This window comes from Streptomyces racemochromogenes (assembly GCF_044129415.1).
Lineage (GTDB): Bacteria > Actinomycetota > Actinomycetes > Streptomycetales > Streptomycetaceae > Streptomyces > Streptomyces racemochromogenes_A.
This window is the reverse complement of the sequence record NZ_JBBDHD010000038.1, coordinates 45,334-63,127: the sequence shown is the minus strand read 5'-3', so window position 1 is coordinate 63,127 and position 17,794 is coordinate 45,334. Positions and strand designations below refer to the sequence as shown.

General features: G+C 74.5%; 19 protein-coding genes. 15 read left to right on the top strand and 4 right to left on the bottom strand.

Annotated features, from left to right (window positions below; translation table 11 throughout):
• Positions 1 to 89 precede the first annotated feature (89 nt).
• On the bottom strand, positions 90 to 974 hold the full coding sequence (locus tag WDV06_RS17315) for a DUF3626 domain-containing protein (RefSeq protein ID WP_395510651.1): 885 nt from the start codon (positions 972 to 974) through the stop codon (positions 90 to 92).
• Positions 975 to 1,236: 262 nt separating this feature from the next.
• Here WDV06_RS17315 and WDV06_RS17310 point away from each other — a divergent pair, with 262 nt between their 5' ends.
• From WDV06_RS17310 to hypE, 15 genes are all read left to right on the top strand, one after another.
• On the top strand, positions 1,237 to 2,982 hold the full coding sequence (locus tag WDV06_RS17310) for an enoyl-CoA hydratase-related protein (RefSeq protein ID WP_395510650.1): 1,746 nt from the start codon (positions 1,237 to 1,239) through the stop codon (positions 2,980 to 2,982).
• Between the two features lie 71 nt (positions 2,983 to 3,053).
• Positions 3,054 to 4,109: an NADH-quinone oxidoreductase subunit B family protein gene (locus WDV06_RS17305; protein ID WP_395510649.1), complete on the top strand. Its 1,056-nt coding sequence runs from the start codon at positions 3,054 to 3,056 to the stop codon at positions 4,107 to 4,109.
• Between the two features lie 83 nt (positions 4,110 to 4,192).
• Positions 4,193 to 5,977 (top strand): nickel-dependent hydrogenase large subunit, encoded by a 1,785-nt coding sequence (locus tag WDV06_RS17300; protein WP_395510648.1) that lies wholly within the window; start codon positions 4,193 to 4,195, stop codon positions 5,975 to 5,977.
• A complete protein-coding gene (locus WDV06_RS17295) occupies positions 5,974 to 6,501 on the top strand; it encodes a hypothetical protein (protein ID WP_395510647.1) in 528 nt (175 codons plus the stop codon). Before WDV06_RS17300 ends, WDV06_RS17295 begins: the two co-directional genes overlap by 4 nt.
• Positions 6,498 to 7,133, top strand: coding sequence for a DUF5947 family protein (locus WDV06_RS17290; RefSeq protein ID WP_395510646.1), 636 nt, complete (start codon positions 6,498 to 6,500; stop codon positions 7,131 to 7,133). The genes WDV06_RS17295 and WDV06_RS17290 overlap by 4 nt, the downstream gene beginning before the upstream one ends.
• Complete coding sequence (locus WDV06_RS17285; RefSeq protein WP_395510645.1) at positions 7,130 to 7,825, top strand: DUF6084 family protein; 696 nt, start codon at positions 7,130 to 7,132, stop codon at positions 7,823 to 7,825. Before WDV06_RS17290 ends, WDV06_RS17285 begins: the two co-directional genes overlap by 4 nt.
• The gene (locus WDV06_RS17280; RefSeq protein ID WP_395510644.1) at positions 7,822 to 9,246 is read left to right on the top strand and encodes a hypothetical protein; all 1,425 of its coding nucleotides are present in this window, start codon (positions 7,822 to 7,824) and stop codon (positions 9,244 to 9,246) included. Before WDV06_RS17285 ends, WDV06_RS17280 begins: the two co-directional genes overlap by 4 nt.
• Entirely contained in the window at positions 9,243 to 9,779 is a 537-nt protein-coding gene (locus WDV06_RS17275; protein ID WP_395510643.1) for a hydrogenase maturation protease, read from the top strand. Before WDV06_RS17280 ends, WDV06_RS17275 begins: the two co-directional genes overlap by 4 nt.
• Positions 9,776 to 9,880 carry a DUF6893 family small protein gene (locus WDV06_RS17270; RefSeq protein WP_395510642.1) on the top strand — a complete coding sequence of 35 codons (105 nt, stop codon included), beginning with the start codon at positions 9,776 to 9,778 and terminating at the stop codon, positions 9,878 to 9,880. The genes WDV06_RS17275 and WDV06_RS17270 overlap by 4 nt, the downstream gene beginning before the upstream one ends.
• A 181-nt stretch (positions 9,881 to 10,061) precedes the next feature.
• Entirely contained in the window at positions 10,062 to 10,439 is a 378-nt protein-coding gene (locus WDV06_RS17265; protein ID WP_395510641.1) for a hydrogenase maturation nickel metallochaperone HypA/HybF, read from the top strand.
• A gap of 2 nt (positions 10,440 to 10,441) precedes the next feature.
• Positions 10,442 to 11,278, top strand: coding sequence for a hydrogenase nickel incorporation protein HypB (gene hypB, locus WDV06_RS17260; RefSeq protein ID WP_395510640.1), 837 nt, complete (start codon positions 10,442 to 10,444; stop codon positions 11,276 to 11,278).
• Complete coding sequence (gene hypF / locus WDV06_RS17255; RefSeq protein WP_395510639.1) at positions 11,278 to 13,662, top strand: carbamoyltransferase HypF; 2,385 nt, start codon at positions 11,278 to 11,280, stop codon at positions 13,660 to 13,662. Before hypB ends, hypF begins: the two co-directional genes overlap by 1 nt.
• Positions 13,631 to 13,930 (top strand): HypC/HybG/HupF family hydrogenase formation chaperone, encoded by a 300-nt coding sequence (locus WDV06_RS17250; protein WP_395510638.1) that lies wholly within the window; start codon positions 13,631 to 13,633, stop codon positions 13,928 to 13,930. Before hypF ends, WDV06_RS17250 begins: the two co-directional genes overlap by 32 nt.
• Positions 13,927 to 15,099 (top strand): hydrogenase formation protein HypD, encoded by a 1,173-nt coding sequence (hypD, locus tag WDV06_RS17245; RefSeq protein WP_395510637.1) that lies wholly within the window; start codon positions 13,927 to 13,929, stop codon positions 15,097 to 15,099. Before WDV06_RS17250 ends, hypD begins: the two co-directional genes overlap by 4 nt.
• Positions 15,092 to 16,153: a hydrogenase expression/formation protein HypE gene (hypE, locus tag WDV06_RS17240; RefSeq protein ID WP_395510636.1), complete on the top strand. Its 1,062-nt coding sequence runs from the start codon at positions 15,092 to 15,094 to the stop codon at positions 16,151 to 16,153. Before hypD ends, hypE begins: the two co-directional genes overlap by 8 nt.
• A 56-nt stretch (positions 16,154 to 16,209) precedes the next feature.
• Here the strand turns inward: hypE and WDV06_RS17235 are convergent, their stop codons facing one another.
• The 3 genes from WDV06_RS17235 to WDV06_RS17225 all read right to left on the bottom strand — a co-directional run bounded on the left by WDV06_RS17235 (position 16,210) and on the right by WDV06_RS17225 (position 17,751).
• A complete protein-coding gene (locus tag WDV06_RS17235) occupies positions 16,210 to 16,506 on the bottom strand; it encodes a DUF1876 domain-containing protein (RefSeq protein ID WP_395510635.1) in 297 nt (98 codons plus the stop codon).
• A 158-nt stretch (positions 16,507 to 16,664) separates the two neighbouring features.
• On the bottom strand, positions 16,665 to 17,468 hold the full coding sequence (locus tag WDV06_RS17230) for a 3-hydroxybutyrate dehydrogenase (RefSeq protein WP_395510634.1): 804 nt from the start codon (positions 17,466 to 17,468) through the stop codon (positions 16,665 to 16,667).
• 115 nt (positions 17,469 to 17,583) lie between these two features.
• Positions 17,584 to 17,751 carry a hypothetical protein gene (locus tag WDV06_RS17225; RefSeq protein WP_344167213.1) on the bottom strand — a complete coding sequence of 56 codons (168 nt, stop codon included), beginning with the start codon at positions 17,749 to 17,751 and terminating at the stop codon, positions 17,584 to 17,586.
• Positions 17,752 to 17,794 lie beyond the last annotated feature (43 nt).

The following is a 17,794-nucleotide window of genomic DNA, read 5'->3' as shown; positions in this document are numbered from 1 at the left end:
TCCACACCGAACCCGGAAGGCCCTCACCCGTTCAAGATCCCTCAGCCGAGACCTGCGTCACCCGTCCACAACCTCCCGGGACAGAACACCTAGGACGCCGCCCCCGCCGTCCTTCCCTGGGCGGGCGTCCGTGCCGGGGCGGGCGCCCCGAAGCGGGCCAGGCAGTGCCAGACCTTCTTGAGCGCCTGGGGGTCGTGCCCGCCGGCGGCCGCCGCCGCTCCGACCACGCCCGGGTCCAGCCTGCCGCCGACGGCGATCCGGGCGCCCAGCTCCACGAACTCGGGACCCCGGTAGCCGGGGTGGCGGCGCAGCTCCTCGACCGTGAGGCGGAACCCGTCGTGCCACTCCACCGGGCACGGCAGGCGCCGGGCGGCCTCCTCGACGGCCGTGCCCCGGTAGCAGGGGTCCAGGACCAGCGCCTCGACGTCGCGGTCCAGCCGGACGGGGCCGTGCACCTGCGCCTCGATGTAGTCGTCCAGGTCGTCCTGCCGGTCGGCCAGGGCGAGCTCGACGAGCCCCATGCGCTGCGCCGTCCCGAAGTCCGAGGGCTCCAGGAAGCTGTCCGGGTAGCAGAACGTCGTCCGCTCCAGCGCGTGGGCGGCCAGTCGCAGGTGCGCGGAACCGAACCGGGGCGCCGCGCCCACCGCCCTGCCGTGGTGGTTCAGCGCCCCGTAGACGGGCCGCTCGTGCGCGCCCGCCCGGTCGTAGGCCCCGTCGAAGATCCGGCTCTCCCACCGCCACCGGTCACCGCCGGGGTGGGCGGTGAGGCCGCCGTTGCTCGTCCCGGTGACGAACTGGGACAGGTAGACGCCGCTCTCCGCGAGCGACTCCAGGAGGGGCCTGCCGCCGGCCGCGCGGTCCGGATGGAAATTCAGGGTCACCCGCAGCGCCGGGTCCACGGGGGGCCCGGCGGAAAGCCCGGCCACATGGGCCAGGGCCCGCTGCTGCGGTGTCCGGAGGGGATCGGTACTCATCCGCGCAGTCTCCCCGAGCCGATCGGCCGGCGCACGAGGTTTTCGCCGCACCCCGCACCCCGCACCGGCCCCCCGCCGCGCAAACTCGCGGGGCCGAGTGGCCCCCGGCCCGGCCCGCTTTCGAGTGACACCTCCGCCCGCCTGCGCCGCCGCCCCCCGCCCCCCGCGCCACTATTTCGGGCGGCCGGTCATGACCCGGTCACGAGCTGCCGATCGGACCGGGCGCCGCCGCGCCCCGGCCCCGGGCCCCGGGAGACACCACGTGCACGTCCTGCTCCTCGCGAGCGCGTTCAACAGCCTCACCCAACGGGTCCACGCCGAGCTGCGCGACCACGGACACAGCGTGGCCGTAGAACTCGCCCTCCCGGACCGCCCCCTCGCCGATGCCGTGCGCCGCCACGCCCCCGACCTCGTCCTCGCGCCGATGCTGCGCACCGCGATCCCCGAGGAGGTCTGGTCCGCCCACCCCTGTCTGGTCGTCCACCCGGGACCGGTCGGCGACCGGGGTCCCTCCTCCCTCGACTGGGCGGTCCAGGAGGGCCGCACCCGGTGGGGGGTGACCGTCCTGCAGGCCGAGGCCGTCATGGACGCCGGACCCGTCTGGGCCACCGCCGAGTGCGAGGTCCCGCCGGTGGGCAAGAGCGACCTCTACCGCGGCGAGATCGCCGACGCGGCCCTGGAGGCCGTCCTGCTGGCCGTGGAGCGCTTCGCCTCCGGGACGTACGCCCCACGGCCCCAGCACAGCGGCCTGGCCCGCCCCGCCCTGCGCCAGGAGGGCCGCCGCATCGACTGGGCGACCGACACCACCGAGCGGATCCTGCGCGTGCTGCGCGCCGCCGACTCCCGGCCGGGCGTACGGGACGACCTGCTCGGCGGGGACTGGTACCTGCACGGCGGCCACCCCGAGGACCGGCTGCGCGGCCGCCCCGGCGAGCTGCTCGCCACCCGGACCGGCGCGGTCTGCCGGGCCACGGCCGACGGCGCCGTCTGGATCCCCGAACTGCGGGCCCGGCACGCCCCCGGGCAGCCGCCCGCGCCCCGGCTCCCCGCCGTCCTCGCCCTGGGCGACCGGCTCCCCCCGCTGCCGGATCACCCGGCCCCCCTGCACGGGGACCCCCGCCGCCGCACCTGGTCCGACATCGGCTACCGGGAGGAAGGCCCGGTCGGCTTCCTCTCGTTCTCCTTCCCGGCCGGAGCGATGGACACCGACCGCTGCCGCCGGCTGCTGGCGGCCTACCGGACCGCCCTGTCCCGCCCGACCTCGGTGCTCGTCCTCGGCGGCGGCCGAGACTTCTTCTCCAACGGCATCCACCTCGGCGTGATCGAGGCAGCCGCCGACCCGGCCGAGGAGTCCTGGGCCAACATCAGCGCCATGGACGACCTGGTCGAGGCCGTCCTCACCACCACCGACCGGCTCGTCGTCGCCGCCCTCGGCGGGAACGCCGCCGCCGGCGGTGCCATGCTCGCCCTCGCCGCCGACGAGGTCTGGTGCCGCTCCGGCGCCGTCCTGAACCCCCACTACCGGCTGATGGGCCTGTACGGATCCGAGTACTGGACCTACACCCTGCCCGCCCGCGTCGGCGAGGCCGCCGCGGCCCGGCTGACGCAGGACGCCCTGCCGCTGAGCGCCGACGCGGCCCTCGCCCTGGGCCTGTCCGACCGTACGGTCGCCTGCCCGCCCGAGGACTTCGCAGGCGAGACGGCCCGGCTCGCGGTCCGCCTCGCCGCCCTGCCCGCCACGAGCGCGCGGATCGCCGCCAAGAAGGCCCGGCGCGAACAGGACGAGGCCCGGCGCCCGCTGGCCTCCTACCGGGAGGCGGAACTGGACCGGATGCGGCGGACCTTCGACGACCCGCGGGCCCCCTACCACGCCCTGCGCCGCGCCTTCGTCCGCAAGGAGCCCGCCCGCGGGACCCCGCCCCACCTCATCCGCCGCGCCGCGCCCGCGCCCGCCGGCGTCACCGGACCGGCCGTACAGGACAGCGCGTCCCCGGCGTACCCCTGCTAGCAAGGAAGAGGTGCGGTCCGTCCGCCCCCTCCCCACCTCCCCTCCCGCATCCCCTCCGAAGGAGGACCCGCATGGATGCAGCAACGTCGGACCCGGCAGAGGACCCGACGATCCACATCCTCTGGATCAACGCCGGACTGAGCTGTGACGGCGATTCGGTCTCGCTCACGGCGGCGATGCAGCCGAGCATCGAGGAGATCGTCACGGGCGTCCTGCCGGGCCTGCCCAAGGTGGCCGTGCACTGGCCCCTGATCGACTTCGAATGCGGGCCCGTCGGCGGCGCCGACACCTTCATCGAATGGTTCTTCAAGGGCGAGCGCGGCGAGATCGACCCCTTCGTCCTCGTCGTCGAGGGATCCATCCCCAACGAGTCGATCAAGCCCGAGGGCTACTGGTGCGGCTTCGGCGACGATCCCCGCACCGGCCAGCCGATCACCACCAGCGAGTGGATCGACCGGCTCGCCCCCAAGGCGCTCGCCGTGGTCGCCATCGGCACCTGCGCCACCTACGGCGGCATCCACGCCATGGAGGGCAACCCGACCGGGGCCATGGGCGTGCCCGACTACCTCGGCTGGGACTGGACCTCGAAGGCCGGCATCCCCCTCGTCTGCGTCCCGGGCTGCCCCATCCAGCCCGACAACTTCTCCGAGACCCTGACCTACCTGCTGTACCAGGCCGCGGGCTCGGCCCCGATGATCCCGCTGGACGACAAGCTCCGCCCGACCTGGCTGTTCGGGCAGACCGTCCACGAGGGCTGCGACCGCGCCGGCTTCTACGAGCAGGGCCAGTTCGCCGAGACCTACGACTCCCCGCAGTGCCTGGTCAGGCTGGGCTGCTGGGGTCCCGTGGTCAAGTGCAACGTCCCCAAGCGGGGCTGGATGAACGGCATCGGCGGCTGCCCGAACGTGGGCGGCATCTGCATCGCCTGCACGATGCCGGGCTTCCCCGACAAGTTCATGCCGTTCATGGACGCACCCCCCGGCTCCCGCGTGTCCGCGAAGGCCAGCGGGGCGTACGGGGCCGTGGTCCGGCGCCTGCGCGCGGTCACCCTGCACACCGTCGACCAGGAACCGAAGTGGCGCCACACCGGCGGGAAGCTGACCACCGGCTACCGCCCGCCCTGGTGACCGGCCCCTCCCACAGACCCCGCCCCCTCCCGGCGATCCGATCCCGCACACCCCGTACCGAACGAAGGGTCACGGCACAGACGATGGCACCGAAGACGAACGCGGCCGGCGACGGCAGCGGCCTGGTGGAGATGGCCTGGGATCCGATCACCCGGATCGTGGGCAGCCTCGGCATCCACACGAAGATCGACTTCAAGCAGAAGCGCGTCGCCGAGTGCTACAGCACCTCGTCGGTCTTCCGCGGCTACAGCGTCTTCATGCGAGGCAAGGACCCCCGCGACGCGCACTTCATCACCAGCCGCATCTGCGGCATCTGCGGGGACAACCACGCCACCTGCTCCGTCTACGCCCAGAACATGGCCTACGGGGTCAAGCCGCCGCACCTCGCCGAGTGGATCATCAACCTCGGCGAGTCGGCGGAGTACATGTTCGACCACAACATCTTCCAGGAGAACCTGGTCGGGGTCGACTACTGCGAGAAGATGGTCCGCGAGACCAACCCCGGCGTCCTCGAACGCGCCGAGCGCACCGAGGCCCCGCACGCCGCCGACCACGGCTACCGCACCATCGCCGACATCATGCGCTCCCTCAACCCGATCGAGGGCGAGTTCTACCGCGAGGCCCTCCAGGTCAGCCGGTACACGCGCGAGATGTTCTGCCTGATGGAGGGCCGCCACGTGCACCCCTCCACCCTCTATCCCGGCGGCGTCGGCACCATCGCCTCCGTCCAGCTGTTCACCGACTACATGAGCCGCCTCATGCGGTACTGCGAGTTCATGAAGCGGGTCGTCCCGCTCCACGACGACCTGTTCGACTTCTTCTACGACGCCCTCCCCGGCTACGAGGAGGTCGGCCGCCGCCGCGTGCTGCTGGGCTGCTGGGGCGCCCTCAACGACCCCGAGCACTGCGACTTCACCTACGCCAACATGACCGACTGGGGACGGAAGATGTTCGTCACCCCGGGCGTCGTCGTCGACGGCAAATTGGTCACCAACGACCTCACGCGGATCAACCTCGGCATCCGCATCCTGCTCGGCAGCTCGTACTACGACGACTGGGAGGGTCGCGAGCAGTTCGTCACCCACGACCCGCTCGGCAACCCCGTCGACCCCCGCCACCCCTGGAACCAGCACACCATCCCCGCCCCGCAGAAGCGGAACTTCGACGACAAGTACAGCTGGGTGATGTCCCCGCGCTGGTTCGACGGCACGGACCACCTGGCGCTCGACACCGGCGGCGGCCCCATCGCCCGCCTGTGGTCGACCGCCCTGTCCGGGCTCGTCGACGTCGGCTACGTCAAGGCCACCGGCCACAGCGTCGTCATCACCCTGCCGCGCACCATGACCAAGCCGGAGACCACCTTCGAGTGGAAGATCCCGAAGTGGTCCAACGCGCTGGAACGCAACCGCGCCCGCACCTACTTCCAGGCGTACGCGGCGGGCATCGCCCTGCACTGCGCTGAACAGGGCCTGGCCGAGGTACGCGCCGGACGCACCCAGACCTGGGAGAAGTTCGAGGTCCCGGACGAGTCCATCGGCTGCGGGTTCACCGAGGCCGTCCGCGGCGTCCTCTCCCACCACATGGTCATCCGGGACGGGAAGATCGCCAACTACCACCCGTACCCGCCGACCCCCTGGAACGCCAGCACCCGCGACACCTTCGGCACACCGGGCCCCTACGAGGACGCCGTGCAGAACACGCCGATCTTCGAGGAGAACGCTCCGGAGAACTTCAAGGGCATCGACATCATGCGCGCCGTGCGCAGCTTCGACCCCTGTCTGCCCTGCGGGGTCCACATGTACGTCGGCGGCGGGAAGACCGTGAAGACCCTGCACGTGCCCACCGGCCTGAGCGGACTCGGCGGATGAGCGCCGCCGCCGACGCCCGGCGGGCGGGAGCCCGCGTCGAGGAGGTCCTCGACCGGCTGGCCGACTCGGGCGACCGCGCCGCCTGCGCGGCCGCCGAGGAACTCGTCCGCGTCCTCATGGAGTTCTACGGGGCCGGCCTCGCCCGGATCACCGAGCGGCTCGGCGCCCCGGCGCTCGCCCCGCTCCTGGACGACGACCTCGTCGCGAGCCTGCTCACCCTGCACGGCCTGCACCCCGACGACGTCGAGACCCGCATCGGACGGGCCCTGCGCACCGCGGACGCCCCCGTCGAACCGCTCGGCTTCGACGCGGCCACCGGCGTCCTGCGGCTGCGCACCGCCCCCGCCGCGGGCTCCGGCTGCGGATGCGGCTCCGGCGCCGCGGACACCACCCGCGCCGCCCTCGAAGACGCCCTGGCCTGCTTCGCCCCCGAGGTCACCGGCGTCGACATCGAGACGCCCCCGCCCCCGGCGCCCCTGCTCCAGATCGGCACCCGCCCGCACACCCCGGCCCGGGTGCCGTGACGGGCCCCCGCGCCCGGGGGCTGCACCGCTTCACCGGCCCCCGGCCGCCCCGGCCCGAGAGCTGCGAACTCTGCGGGACGCCCGTACCCCCGGACGGCCACCGCCACCTGGTCGAGACCGAGAAGCGGGCCCTGGTGTGCGCCTGCACGGCCTGCGCCCTCCTCTTCGACCGGCCGGGCACCCGCACCGGCCGCTACCGGGCCGTCCCCGACCGCTACCTCGCCGACCCCGGCCACCGGCTCGACGACGCGGACTGGGAACGGCTGCGCATCCCCGTCGGCGTGGCCTTCCTCTTCCGCAACGCCGCCCTCGGCCGGCTCGTGGCCCTCTACCCCAGCCCGGCCGGTGCCACCGAGAGCGAACTCGACCCCGACACCTGGCAGTCCGTCCTCGGAGCCGGACGGCTCGCCGGAGTCCTCGAACCCGACGTGGAGGCCCTCCTGCTCCGCCACTCGCCCGGCCGCACCACCTGCCACCTCGTCCCGATCGACGTCTGTTACGAACTGGTCGGCCGGATGCGGCTGCTGTGGCGCGGCTTCGACGGCGGCGCCGAGGCCCGGGCCGCCCTCGACGCCCTCTTCGCCCACGTCGAGGCCCGCGCCAAGGTGCTCGCGGAGGCCCGCCCCTCATGACGGACCTCACCTTCGCCTGCACCGGGGTGCGCGCCGACCCGTACGCCGCCGGCCCCACCCTCGTCCTGCGGCTGCGCATCACCGCCGCGACCCCCGACACCCGGGTCCACGCCCTCGCCCTGCGCTGCCAGATCCGCATCGAGCCGGCCCGGCGCGGCTACGGCACCGACGAGGCCGAGGCCCTCGCCGACCTGTTCGGCGACCGCTCCCGCTGGGGCACCACCCTGCGGCCCGTCCAGTTCGCCCAGGTCGGCCTGCTGGTTCCCGGCTTCACCGGGGAGACCGAGACCGACCTCGTCGTCCCCTGCACCTACGACATGGACATCGCCTCCACCCGGTACTTCAACGCCCTCCGGGACGGCGAGGTCCCGCTGCTCCTGCTGTTCTCCGGCACCGCCTTCACCGGGGCCGGCGGATTCCGCGTCGCACCCGTGCCCTGGGACCGCGAGGCCGCGTACCGGATGCCCGTCGCCGTGTGGCACCAGATGATCGAACAGCACTTCCCCGGCTGCGGCTGGCTGCGGCTGCCCCGCGCCACCATGGCCGAACTGCTCTCCTACCGCTCCCGCCACGCCCTCGCCTCCTGGGAGGACACCCTGCGCGCCCTGCTGGACGCCGCCGAGCCCGCGCCACCGGCGCTCCCCCTTCCGGGAGCCCCGGCACCCCGCGTCACCGAGAGGGCGGCCCCATGACCACGACGGCCCCCGCGGCCACCACCCAACGCCACGGGCGCCGCTTCGAGTCGGCCCGCCAGGTGGCGGACGCCGTCCTCTTCGAGGGCTACGTCCTGTACCCCTACCGCGCCTCCGCCGCCAAGAACCGGATGCGCTGGCAGTTCGGCGTCCTCGTCCCGCCCGCCTGGGCCCCCGTCCAGGGCGAACACAGCCTCCAGCGCACCGAGGTCCTCATGGAGCCGCGCGGCGCCGCCACCCTCTCCCTCGAACTGCGCTTCCTGCACGCCCAACGCCGCACCGTCCAACGCGTCCTGGACGACGGCACGTTCGCCGACACGGCCGAACTCCACCTGGCGGACCGGGTCCTCGTCCCCTGGGACGAGGGCACCGAGGAACGGGTCGAACTGCGCGTCGCCGTACCCGAACTGACGGAGAAGGAGATCGTCCTCCCGTTCACCCGCCCGGCCCGCGAGGACGTGGAACCGGTGCTCGACGACCGCGGCCGGACCGTCGGCCGGCTCGTCCGGCGCACCCAGGAGGTCGAGGGGGTGGTGCGCCTGCACGCCGAGGAAATCGACGGCCCCTACCGGGTCCTGAAGCTCACGGCCCTGGTCGAGAACACCAGCCCCTGGGCCCCGGACGAGCCCGCCGCAGCGGCACGCGAGGAGGCCCTGCCGCGCTCCCTCGTCGCCGCCCACCTGCTGCTCGGCCTCACCCCGGGCTCCTTCCTGTCCATGACCGACCCGCCCGAATGGGCCCGGCCCGCCGTCGCCGGCTGCGCGAACCTGCACACCTGGCCGGTCCTCGCCGGCGAGGGCGGCGGCGCCGACGTGGTCCTCTCCTCCCCGATCATCCTGGAGGACCACCCCGCCATCGCCCCCGAGAGCGCCGGCGCGATGTACGACGCCACCGAGATCGACGAGATCCTCGCCCTGCGCACCGCCGCCCTCACCGACGAGGAGAAGCGCGAGGCACGCGGTACGGACCCCCGCGCCGCGGCCGTCGTCGACCTCGCCGAATCCCTGCCGCCCGAGGTCCTGGAACGGCTGCACGGAGCGGTGCGCTCCCTGCGCGGGGCCACCGGCGGGCCGCCGCCCGAAGAGGCGGAGCCGGACGCCCTGTTCAGTCCCGGCACCCCCTGGTGGGACCCGGCCGGAAGCGCCCCACCGGAACCGGCACCCGACCGGGTCCTCGTCGACGGCGTCCCCGTCGGTCCCGGCAGCCGCGTGACGCTCCGCCCCGGCCTGCGGCGCACCGACGCCCAGGACCTCTTCCTCCAGGGCCGCGCCGCGCACGTCGAGGCGGTCCTCCACGACGTCGACGGGGGAGTGCACCTCGCCGTCACCGTGGAGGGCGACCCGGGCGCGGACATCCGCCGCGAGCAGGGCCGGTTCCTCTACTTCCAGCCCGACGAGGTCACCCCCCTGGAGGAGCCGTGAGCGGCCGGGTCCTGATCGCGGGCATCGGCAACGTCTTCCTCGGCGACGACGGGTTCGGCGTCGAGACGGTGCGGTCCCTGTCCGCGCACGCCCTGCCCGGCCACGTGGAGGTGGCCGACTTCGGCGTGCGCGGGGTCCACCTGGCCTACCAGCTCCTGGACGGCTACGACACCCTCGTCCTGGTCGACGCCACCGAACGCGGCGGCGAACCGGGCACCCTGTACCTGATCGAGGCGCCCGGCTCCGCCGCCCCCGGCGGCGGCCGCCCCGTCCTCGACGGCCACCACATGTCTCCCGACGCGGTCCTCGGCCTGCTGGGCACCCTGTGCTCCGGCACCGGTTCCGCCCCGCCCCGGCGCACGTACGTCGTCGGCTGCGAACCGGCCCGTGTGGACGAGGGGATCGGACTGAGCGCCCCCGTGGCGGCCGCGGTACCGGAAGCCGTACGGATGCTGCTGGACCTCCTGACGGATCTGGAGACGGAGCCCGGGCCGCAGGCGAGTGACCGGTGCGAACTGAGGAGAACCCCATGAAGAAGGCCGTCTTCTGCACCGCCGCGGCCCTGGCCGCCGCCGTCGTACTCGTGCAGACGTTCCCCGACATCCGGCGCTACCTGCGGATCCGCCGGATGTGACGGTGCCACGGGAACCTGCGGTTCCCCCGGCGTGGAGAGCGGCCCGGAGCACCGTGCTCCGGGCCGCTCTCCCATGGGCCGGGCGGGTCCGAACGGAGTACGGGGCCGGCGGCGCGTCGGCGTGCCCGCCGCTCCCGTCCCCGTCCTGCCGCTGTAATGAGGCCCGGCAGGACGGAGTCCGATGCACGAGATGTCGATCGCCATGGCCGTCGTGGACCAGGTGGCGGAGGCGGCCCAGGCCGGAGCGGCACGCTCCGTGAGCCGCGTGGAGCTGGAGATCGGGGAACTGGCCGGTGTCGTCCCCGACGCGCTGGCCTTCTCCTTCGGACTGGCCTGCACCGCGACGCCCCTCGAAGGCGCCGAACTCGTGACCCGCACCGTGGCCGCCCGCGCCCGCTGTGCGACCTGCGCGGGGGAGTGGGCCGCCGGCATGCCCCCCGACCTGTCCTGCCCGGGCTGCGGGAAGGCCACCGCGGTGGAGCTCCTCTCGGGGCGCGAACTGCGGATCCTCCGCGTGGTCTGGGACGACGCCCTCGAACCGATCCCCGAGGAGGCCTGACCGTGTGCCGAGAGGTCGAACTGCGACAAGCGGTGCTCGCGAAGAACGACGGGGCCGCAGAGGCCCTGCGCGCCGGACTCACCGCCCGCGGAACGGCGGTGGTCAACCTGCTCTCCAGCCCGGGCAGCGGGAAGACGGCCCTGCTGGAACAGGAACTGACGCTCGCCCGGAAGCGCGGCGTTCCGGTGGCCGCCCTGACCGCCGACCTCGCGACCGAGAACGACGCGACCCGGCTGGCCCGTTCGGGCGTCCCGGTCAAGCAGATCCTCACCGACGGACTCTGCCACCTCGAAGCGCACATGCTGGGCCGCCACCTGGACGACTGGCTCCCGCCGGACACCCGCCTCCTGTTCGTCGAGAACGTCGGCAACCTGGTCTGCCCGGCCTCCTACGACCTGGGCGAGTCCCTGCGGGTGGTGCTGGCCTCGGTGACGGAGGGCGAGGACAAACCCCTCAAGTACCCGACCGCCTTCGGGCTGGCCCAGCTGGTGGTCATCACCAAGACCGACCTCGCGAAGGCCGTCGAGTTCGACGAGGCGGCGTTCCGCGCGAACGTCCTGCGGGTCAACCCGGGGGTGCGGATCCTGCGCACCTCCTCCCGCTCGGCCGAGGGCACGGGCCTCCTCCTCGACCACGCCCTCGCCATCGCGGGCGGCACGCGCCCCCACACCCCGGTGATGTCCCGGCAGCCCCGGGCCGCCCACGTCCACGACGACGCGCCTTTGCAGGCGGAAGGGGCACAGGACCCGGCGGCGGACGCCCCCGCGGCGTCCCCCTCACCGCCCCACCCGCACAGCCACCCGCACCCGGCCCCCGCCACCACGGCCGGGCCCCGCTGATGGAGGCCGCGGAACGCCGCCGCGTGACGGTCCGCGGCGTGGTCCAGGGCGTCGGCTTCCGCCCGTACGTGTACACCCGCGCCACCACCCTCGGCCTGGCCGGGCACGTCACCAACACCTCCGAGGGCGTGGTCGCCGAGGTCGAGGGACCGCCCTCGGCGGTGGCGGCGTTCTGCGAGCGCCTCGCCGCCGACGCGCCGCCCCTGGCCGTCGTCGACACCGTCGACCACCGCACGGTCCCCCTCGCGGGCGGCGCCGGCTTCACCATCGTCGCCTCCCGCACCGGCGGCCCGCCCCGCACCCTGGTCTCCCCGGACACCGCCACCTGCGCCGACTGCCTCGCCGAACTCGCGGATCCGGCCGACCGCCGCCACCGCCACCCCTTCATCACCTGCACCCACTGCGGACCCCGCTTCACCATCGTCACCGGGCTGCCCTACGACCGCGCCCACACCACCATGGCCCGCTTCCCGATGTGCCCCGACTGCGCCCGCGAGTACGCCGATCCCGCCGACCGCCGCTTCCACGCCCAGCCCGTCGCCTGCCCGGCCTGCGGGCCCCGCCTCCGGCTGCTCACCGGGCACCCGCCCCGCGAGGAGACCACCGCCGACCCCGTCGCGCGGGCCCGCCGCCTCCTGTCCGACGGCGCCGTCCTCGCCGTGAAGGGGCTCGGCGGCTACCACCTGGCCTGTGACGCCGGCAACGCCGCCGCCGTGGCCGCGCTGCGGCGCCGCAAGGAACGGGGGGACAAGCCCTTCGCGCTGATGGCCCGCGACCTGACCGACATCGAACGGCTCGCCGACGTGGGCCCCGCGGAACGGGAGCTGCTCACCGGCACCGTCCGCCCCGTCGTCCTGCTCCGCCGCCGCGCCGCCGCGCCCCCCGCGGGCCTGGCCGACGCCGTCGCCCCGGGCAGCCCCGACCTCGGCGTGATGCTCCCGTACACCCCCGTCCACCACCTGCTGCTCGGCCTGCCCGGCGACCCGCCGGGCCCCCGCCTGCTCGTCATGACCAGCGGCAACCTCTCCGGCGAACCCATCGTCACCGACGACACCGAAGCCCTGGAGCGCCTCGCCCACCTGGCCGACGCCTGGCTCACCCACGACCGCCCCATCCACGTCCCCTGCGACGACTCCGTCGTCCGCGTCTGCGACGGCGCCCCCCTGCTCCTGCGCCGCTCGCGCGGCTACGCCCCGCTGCCCATCACCCTCCCCCTGCCGGTCCCCGCCACCCTCGCCGTCGGCGGCGACCTCAAGAACGCCTTCTGCCTGGCCGAGGGCCGCCGTGCCTGGCCGTCCGCCCACATCGGCGACATGGACGACCTCGCCACGCAGACCGCGTTCACCCACGCGCAGCGGCAGCTGTCGGCCCTCACCGGGGTCACCCCGGCCCTGCTGGCCGCCGACCGCCATCCCGGCTACCGCTCAGGCCGCTGGGCCCGCGACCACGCGGCGGGCCGCCCGCTGGTCCCCGTCCAGCACCACCACGCGCACATCGCCTCAGCGCTGGCCGAACACGGCCACGACGGCACCCGCCGGGTGATCGGCGTCGCCTTCGACGGCACCGGGTACGGGGACGACGGCGCGGTGTGGGGCGGGGAGGTCCTCCTCGCCGACTACACGGGCTACACCCGCTTCGCCCACCTCGCCTACGTACCGCTGCCCGGCGGCGACGCGGCCGTGCGCCGCCCCTACCGCATGGCCCTGTCCCACCTGCGCGCCGCCGGCCTCGCCCGGACACCGGACCTGCCCTGCGTCGCCGCCTGCCCGGCCGGCGAACTCCGGGTACTGGAAACCCAGCTGGCCCGCGAACTGAACTGCGCGCCCACCTCCAGCATGGGCCGGCTCTTCGACGCCGTCTCCTCGCTGGCCGGCGTCTGCCAGCACGCCGGCTACGAGGCCCAGGCCGCCGTCGAACTGGAGGCCGCCGCCCTCCGGGCGCCCGCGGAAGGCCGCGCGTACGCCTTCGGCCTGCGCGTGCCCGCACCCGGGGCGCGGGGCCCGGTCGTCGCCGACCCGGCACCGGTCCTGGCCGCGGCGGTGGCCGACGTACGGGCGGGCGCGGCCCCGGAGCCGGTCGCCGCCCGCTTCCACGCCGCGGTCGCGGACCTGGTCGCCGACCTCTGCGAACTCGCCCGCGCCGGGCACGGCCTGGACACCGTCGCCCTGACCGGCGGGGTCTTCTGCAACACCCTCCTGTCCTCCGCGTGCGCCCGGAGGCTGCGCGCCCGGGGGTTCACCGTCCTGCGCCAGCACCGGGTGCCGCCCAACGACGGCGGCCTGGCGCTCGGCCAGCTCATGGTGGCGGCCGCGGCCGCCACCGCCGCACACGATCCGTCACGAGGAGAGCCCCATGTGTCTGGCGGTACCCGGCAGAGTGCTTGAGATCGCGGAGAGGGACGGCACCCGCATGGCCACCGTCGACTTCGGCGGCGTACAGAAGGAGGTGTGCCTGGAGTACCTCCCGGACCTCCGGGTGGGCGAGTACGCCATCGTGCACGTGGGTTTCGCGCTCCAGCGGCTCGACGAGGAGTCGGCCCGCAAGACGCTCGACCTGTTCGCCGAACTCGGCATGCTCCAGGAGGAGTTCGGCGACCCCTGGGAACAGGCCGAGGCCGCCCGGCTCGGCGACGGGACGGAGGCCCGGCGGTGAGGTACATCGACGAGTTCCAGGACCCCGCCCTCGCCCGCAGGCTCCTCGACGACATCCGCTCCACCGTCACCCGCCCCTGGGCGCTCATGGAGGTGTGCGGCGGGCAGACCCACACCATCATCCGGCACGGCATCGACCAACTCCTGCCCGATGAGATCGAGTTGATCCACGGGCCCGGCTGTCCGGTGTGCGTCACCCCGCTGGAGGTCATCGACAAGGCCCTGGAGATCGCCTCCCGGCCCGAGGTGATCTTCTGCTCGTTCGGCGACATGCTCCGCGTCCCCGGGACCGGCCGCGACCTCTTCCAGGTGCGCAGTGAGGGCGGCGACGTCCGGGTGGTCTACTCGCCGCTGGACGCCCTGAAGGTGGCCCGGCGGAACCCGGACCGCGAGGTGGTCTTCTTCGGCATCGGCTTCGAGACCACCGCCCCGCCCAACGCCATGACGGTCCACCAGGCCCGGAAGCTCGGCATCACCAACTTCAGCCTGCTCGTCTCCCACGTCCGGGTCCCCCCGGCGATCGAGGCGATCATGCGCTCGCCCGGCTGCCGGGTCCAGGGATTCCTCGCCGCCGGTCACGTGTGCAGCGTCATGGGCACCGCCGAGTACCCAGACCTCGCGGCCCGCCACCGCGTCCCCATCGTCGTCACCGGCTTCGAACCGCTCGACATCCTCGAAGGCGTACGACGGGCCGTACGGCAGCTCGAACGCGGTGAGCACACCGTCGAGAACGCCTACGCGCGCGCCGTCCGCCCCGAGGGCAACCCGGCCGCGCTCGCCATGCTGGAGGACGTCTTCGAGGTCACCGACCGGGCCTGGCGCGGCATCGGGGTCATCCCGGGCAGCGGCTGGCGGCTGGCCGGGCGGTACCGGGAGTACGACGCCGAACACCGCTTCTCCGTCACCGGCATCACCACCCGCGAGCCGGCCGCCTGCCGCAGCGGGGAGGTGCTCCAGGGGCTGATCAAACCGCACGAGTGCGAGGCCTTCGGCACCCTGTGCACCCCGCGCAACCCGCTCGGCGCCACCATGGTCTCCAGCGAGGGCGCCTGCGCCGCGTACTACCTCTACCGCCGTCTGGAACTCGGGCCCCCGCAGGCCCGGCCCACCGCGCCCCCGGCCCAGCCCACCGACCCGACCGCCCCGCTGGAGGCGAGCCCCGTTGTCTGAGACCACGCTCGACGTCACCGGCTGGACCTGCCCGGCACCGCTCCGCGACCGCCCTCGTGTGGTGATGGGCCACGGGGGCGGCGGAGCCCTCTCCGCGGAACTGGTGCAGCACCTGTTCGCGCCGGCGTTCGGCGGCGAGGCCCTCGCACAGCTCGGCGACTCCGCGGCCCTGCGCCTCGGCGGCGTCCGGCTGGCTTTCTCCACCGACTCCTACGTGGTGCGCCCGCTGTTCTTCCCGGGCGGCAGCATCGGCGGCCTGGCCGTCAACGGCACGGTCAACGACCTGGCCATGAGCGGGGCGGCCGCCGCCTACCTGTCCTGCGCCTTCATCCTCGAAGAGGGCGTCGAGACGGCCACGCTCGCCCGCGTCGCCCAGGACATGGGAGCGGCCGCGCGGGCCGCGGGAGTGGAGGTGGCCACCGGCGACACCAAGGTCGTCGAAGCGGGCCACGGGGACGGGATCTACGTCAACACCGCCGGGATCGGGCTGATCCCGGACGGGGTCGACCTGCGCCCGCAGCGCGTCGTCCCCGGTGACGTCGTCATCGTCAGCGGGGAGATCGGCCTGCACGGTGTGGCGATCATGAGCGTCCGGGAGGGCCTGGAGTTCGGCGTGGACGTCGAGAGCGACTGCGCGGCCCTGGGCGGCCTCGTCCGGGCGATGCTCGCGGTCACCCCCGACCTGCACGTGCTGCGCGACCCCACCCGGGGCGGGCTCGCGGCCGCCCTCAACGAGATCGCGGCCGCGTCCGGCACCGGCGTCGTCCTGCACGAGGGACGCGTCCCCGTCCCCCCGGCCGTCGCGAACGCCTGCGCGATCCTCGGCCTCGATCCGCTCTACGTGGCCAACGAGGGCAAGCTGGTCGCCTTCGTCCCCCGCGAGCACGCCGAAGCCGTCCTCCACGCCATGCGGGCGCACCCGCTGGGCCGGAACGCGGCCGTCGTCGGCGAGGCCGTCGAGGCCCATCCGGGCCTGGTCGTGGCGCGCACCGGCCTCGGCGGTACCCGTGTGGTGGACCTGCCGCTGGGGGAGCAGCTGCCGCGGATCTGCTGACGGGCCCGTGCCGGGCGGCCCTGCGCCGGCAGGAACCGACGCCCGCCCCACCGCCGCTACGGGCGGGCGTCGTCCGGCCACCCGTAGCCGGTGCGCGGCGGGGCGGGAACGGCGCCCATCGCGGCCAGGTCGCGGTCGGCGGCGCGCATCAGGCGGGCCGACAGGTCGCGCATCGCCCGGCTCGCGGCCAGTTCGTCACCGATGGCGGGAACGTCCACGTCCTGCGGATTGCACCGGGCGCGGCCGCTGCCGGTCATCGTGGTCCTCCCGTTGTCGAGCACGGCCCGGGCCCTGGTCGTGCCGCCCTCCTCCGTGAGGTAGAGGTCCACCCTCCACTCCTCGGCGTGTGTCATGGCGTGCCTCCTCCGTGCCTGGCCCCCGCTCCCAGGATCCTCCCGGGCGGCCCGCCGGCAAAGCCGCAGGGCGACGGCGCGGACCGCGCGCACGCGGCCCGGCCCGGCGCTCCGGGCCCGCGAGGACGCCGCCGTCGCCGGACAGGGCTCCCCCGGGGTCAGGCGGCGGTCCAGCCGCCGTCCATCGGCAGCGAGGCGCCGGTGACGTGCCCGGTGTGCGGGCCGCACAGCCACAGGGCCACCGCGGCCACCTCCTCGGGCTCGATCAGCCGCTTGATGGCGGAGCCGCGCAGCAGGACCTCCTCGACGACCCGCTCGGCGGGGATGCCGTGCGCCTCGGCCTGGGCGGCGATCTGCCGCTCCACCAGCGGGGTGCGGACGTAGCCGGGGTTCACGCAGTTGCTCGTCACCCCGTGGGGGGCGCCCTCCAGGGCGGTGACCTTGCTGAGCCCCTCCAGCGCGTGCTTGGCCGCCACGTAGCCGGACTTGAAGGCGCTGGCCCGCAGCCCGTGCACGCTGGAGATGTTCACCACCCGCCCCCACCCCCGCCCGTACATGTACGGCAGCGTCCGGCGCAGCAGCAGGAACGGGGCGTGCACCATCACCCGCTGGAGCAGCTCGAACCGCTCCGGCGGGAACTCCTCGATGGCCGCGACGTGCTGCAGCCCCGCGCTGTTGACCAGGATGTCGACGGCGGCCGGCAGGGAGTCGACGGCGGCGGGGTCCGCGAGGTCGGCCGTGTGCGCCGTCCCGCCGATCCGCGCGGCCACGGCCCGGGCCGCCTCCGCGTCGACGTCCACGACGTGCACGAAGGCACCGGCCCCGGCCAGCGCCACGGCGCAGGCGCGCCCGATGCCGCTGCCGCCACCGGTCACCAGGGCCACCCGGCCCGCCGGGCCGTGACCGTCCGCCCGGCCGGCCTGGGTGCCGTCGGACGCGATGCTGGGAGATCCGCTCGTCATGCTCCGAACGGTAGGGATCCCCGTCGCCCCCTGCCGATGTGTGCCGCCCCCACACTCCGCCCGCCGCCCATGGCGGCGACCGCCACCGGCGGATCGGCGGCGAGGGGCGGGCCCGTTACGGGGTGCGCCAGCCCTGGAGGCCGCCCGACGGGGGCCGGCCCGCCATCACCTGGGCGAGGTGGTGGAGGATCTCCTCCGCCTCCCGGCGGACCTGTCCCGGGACATCGCCGCGCTCGCGTACGAGCCGGTCGTAGATCGGCGCTTCACTGCTGGTGCTGCTCACTTAGGACGTCGCTCCCCTGAAGCCGGCACCGGCGGCCGGGCGG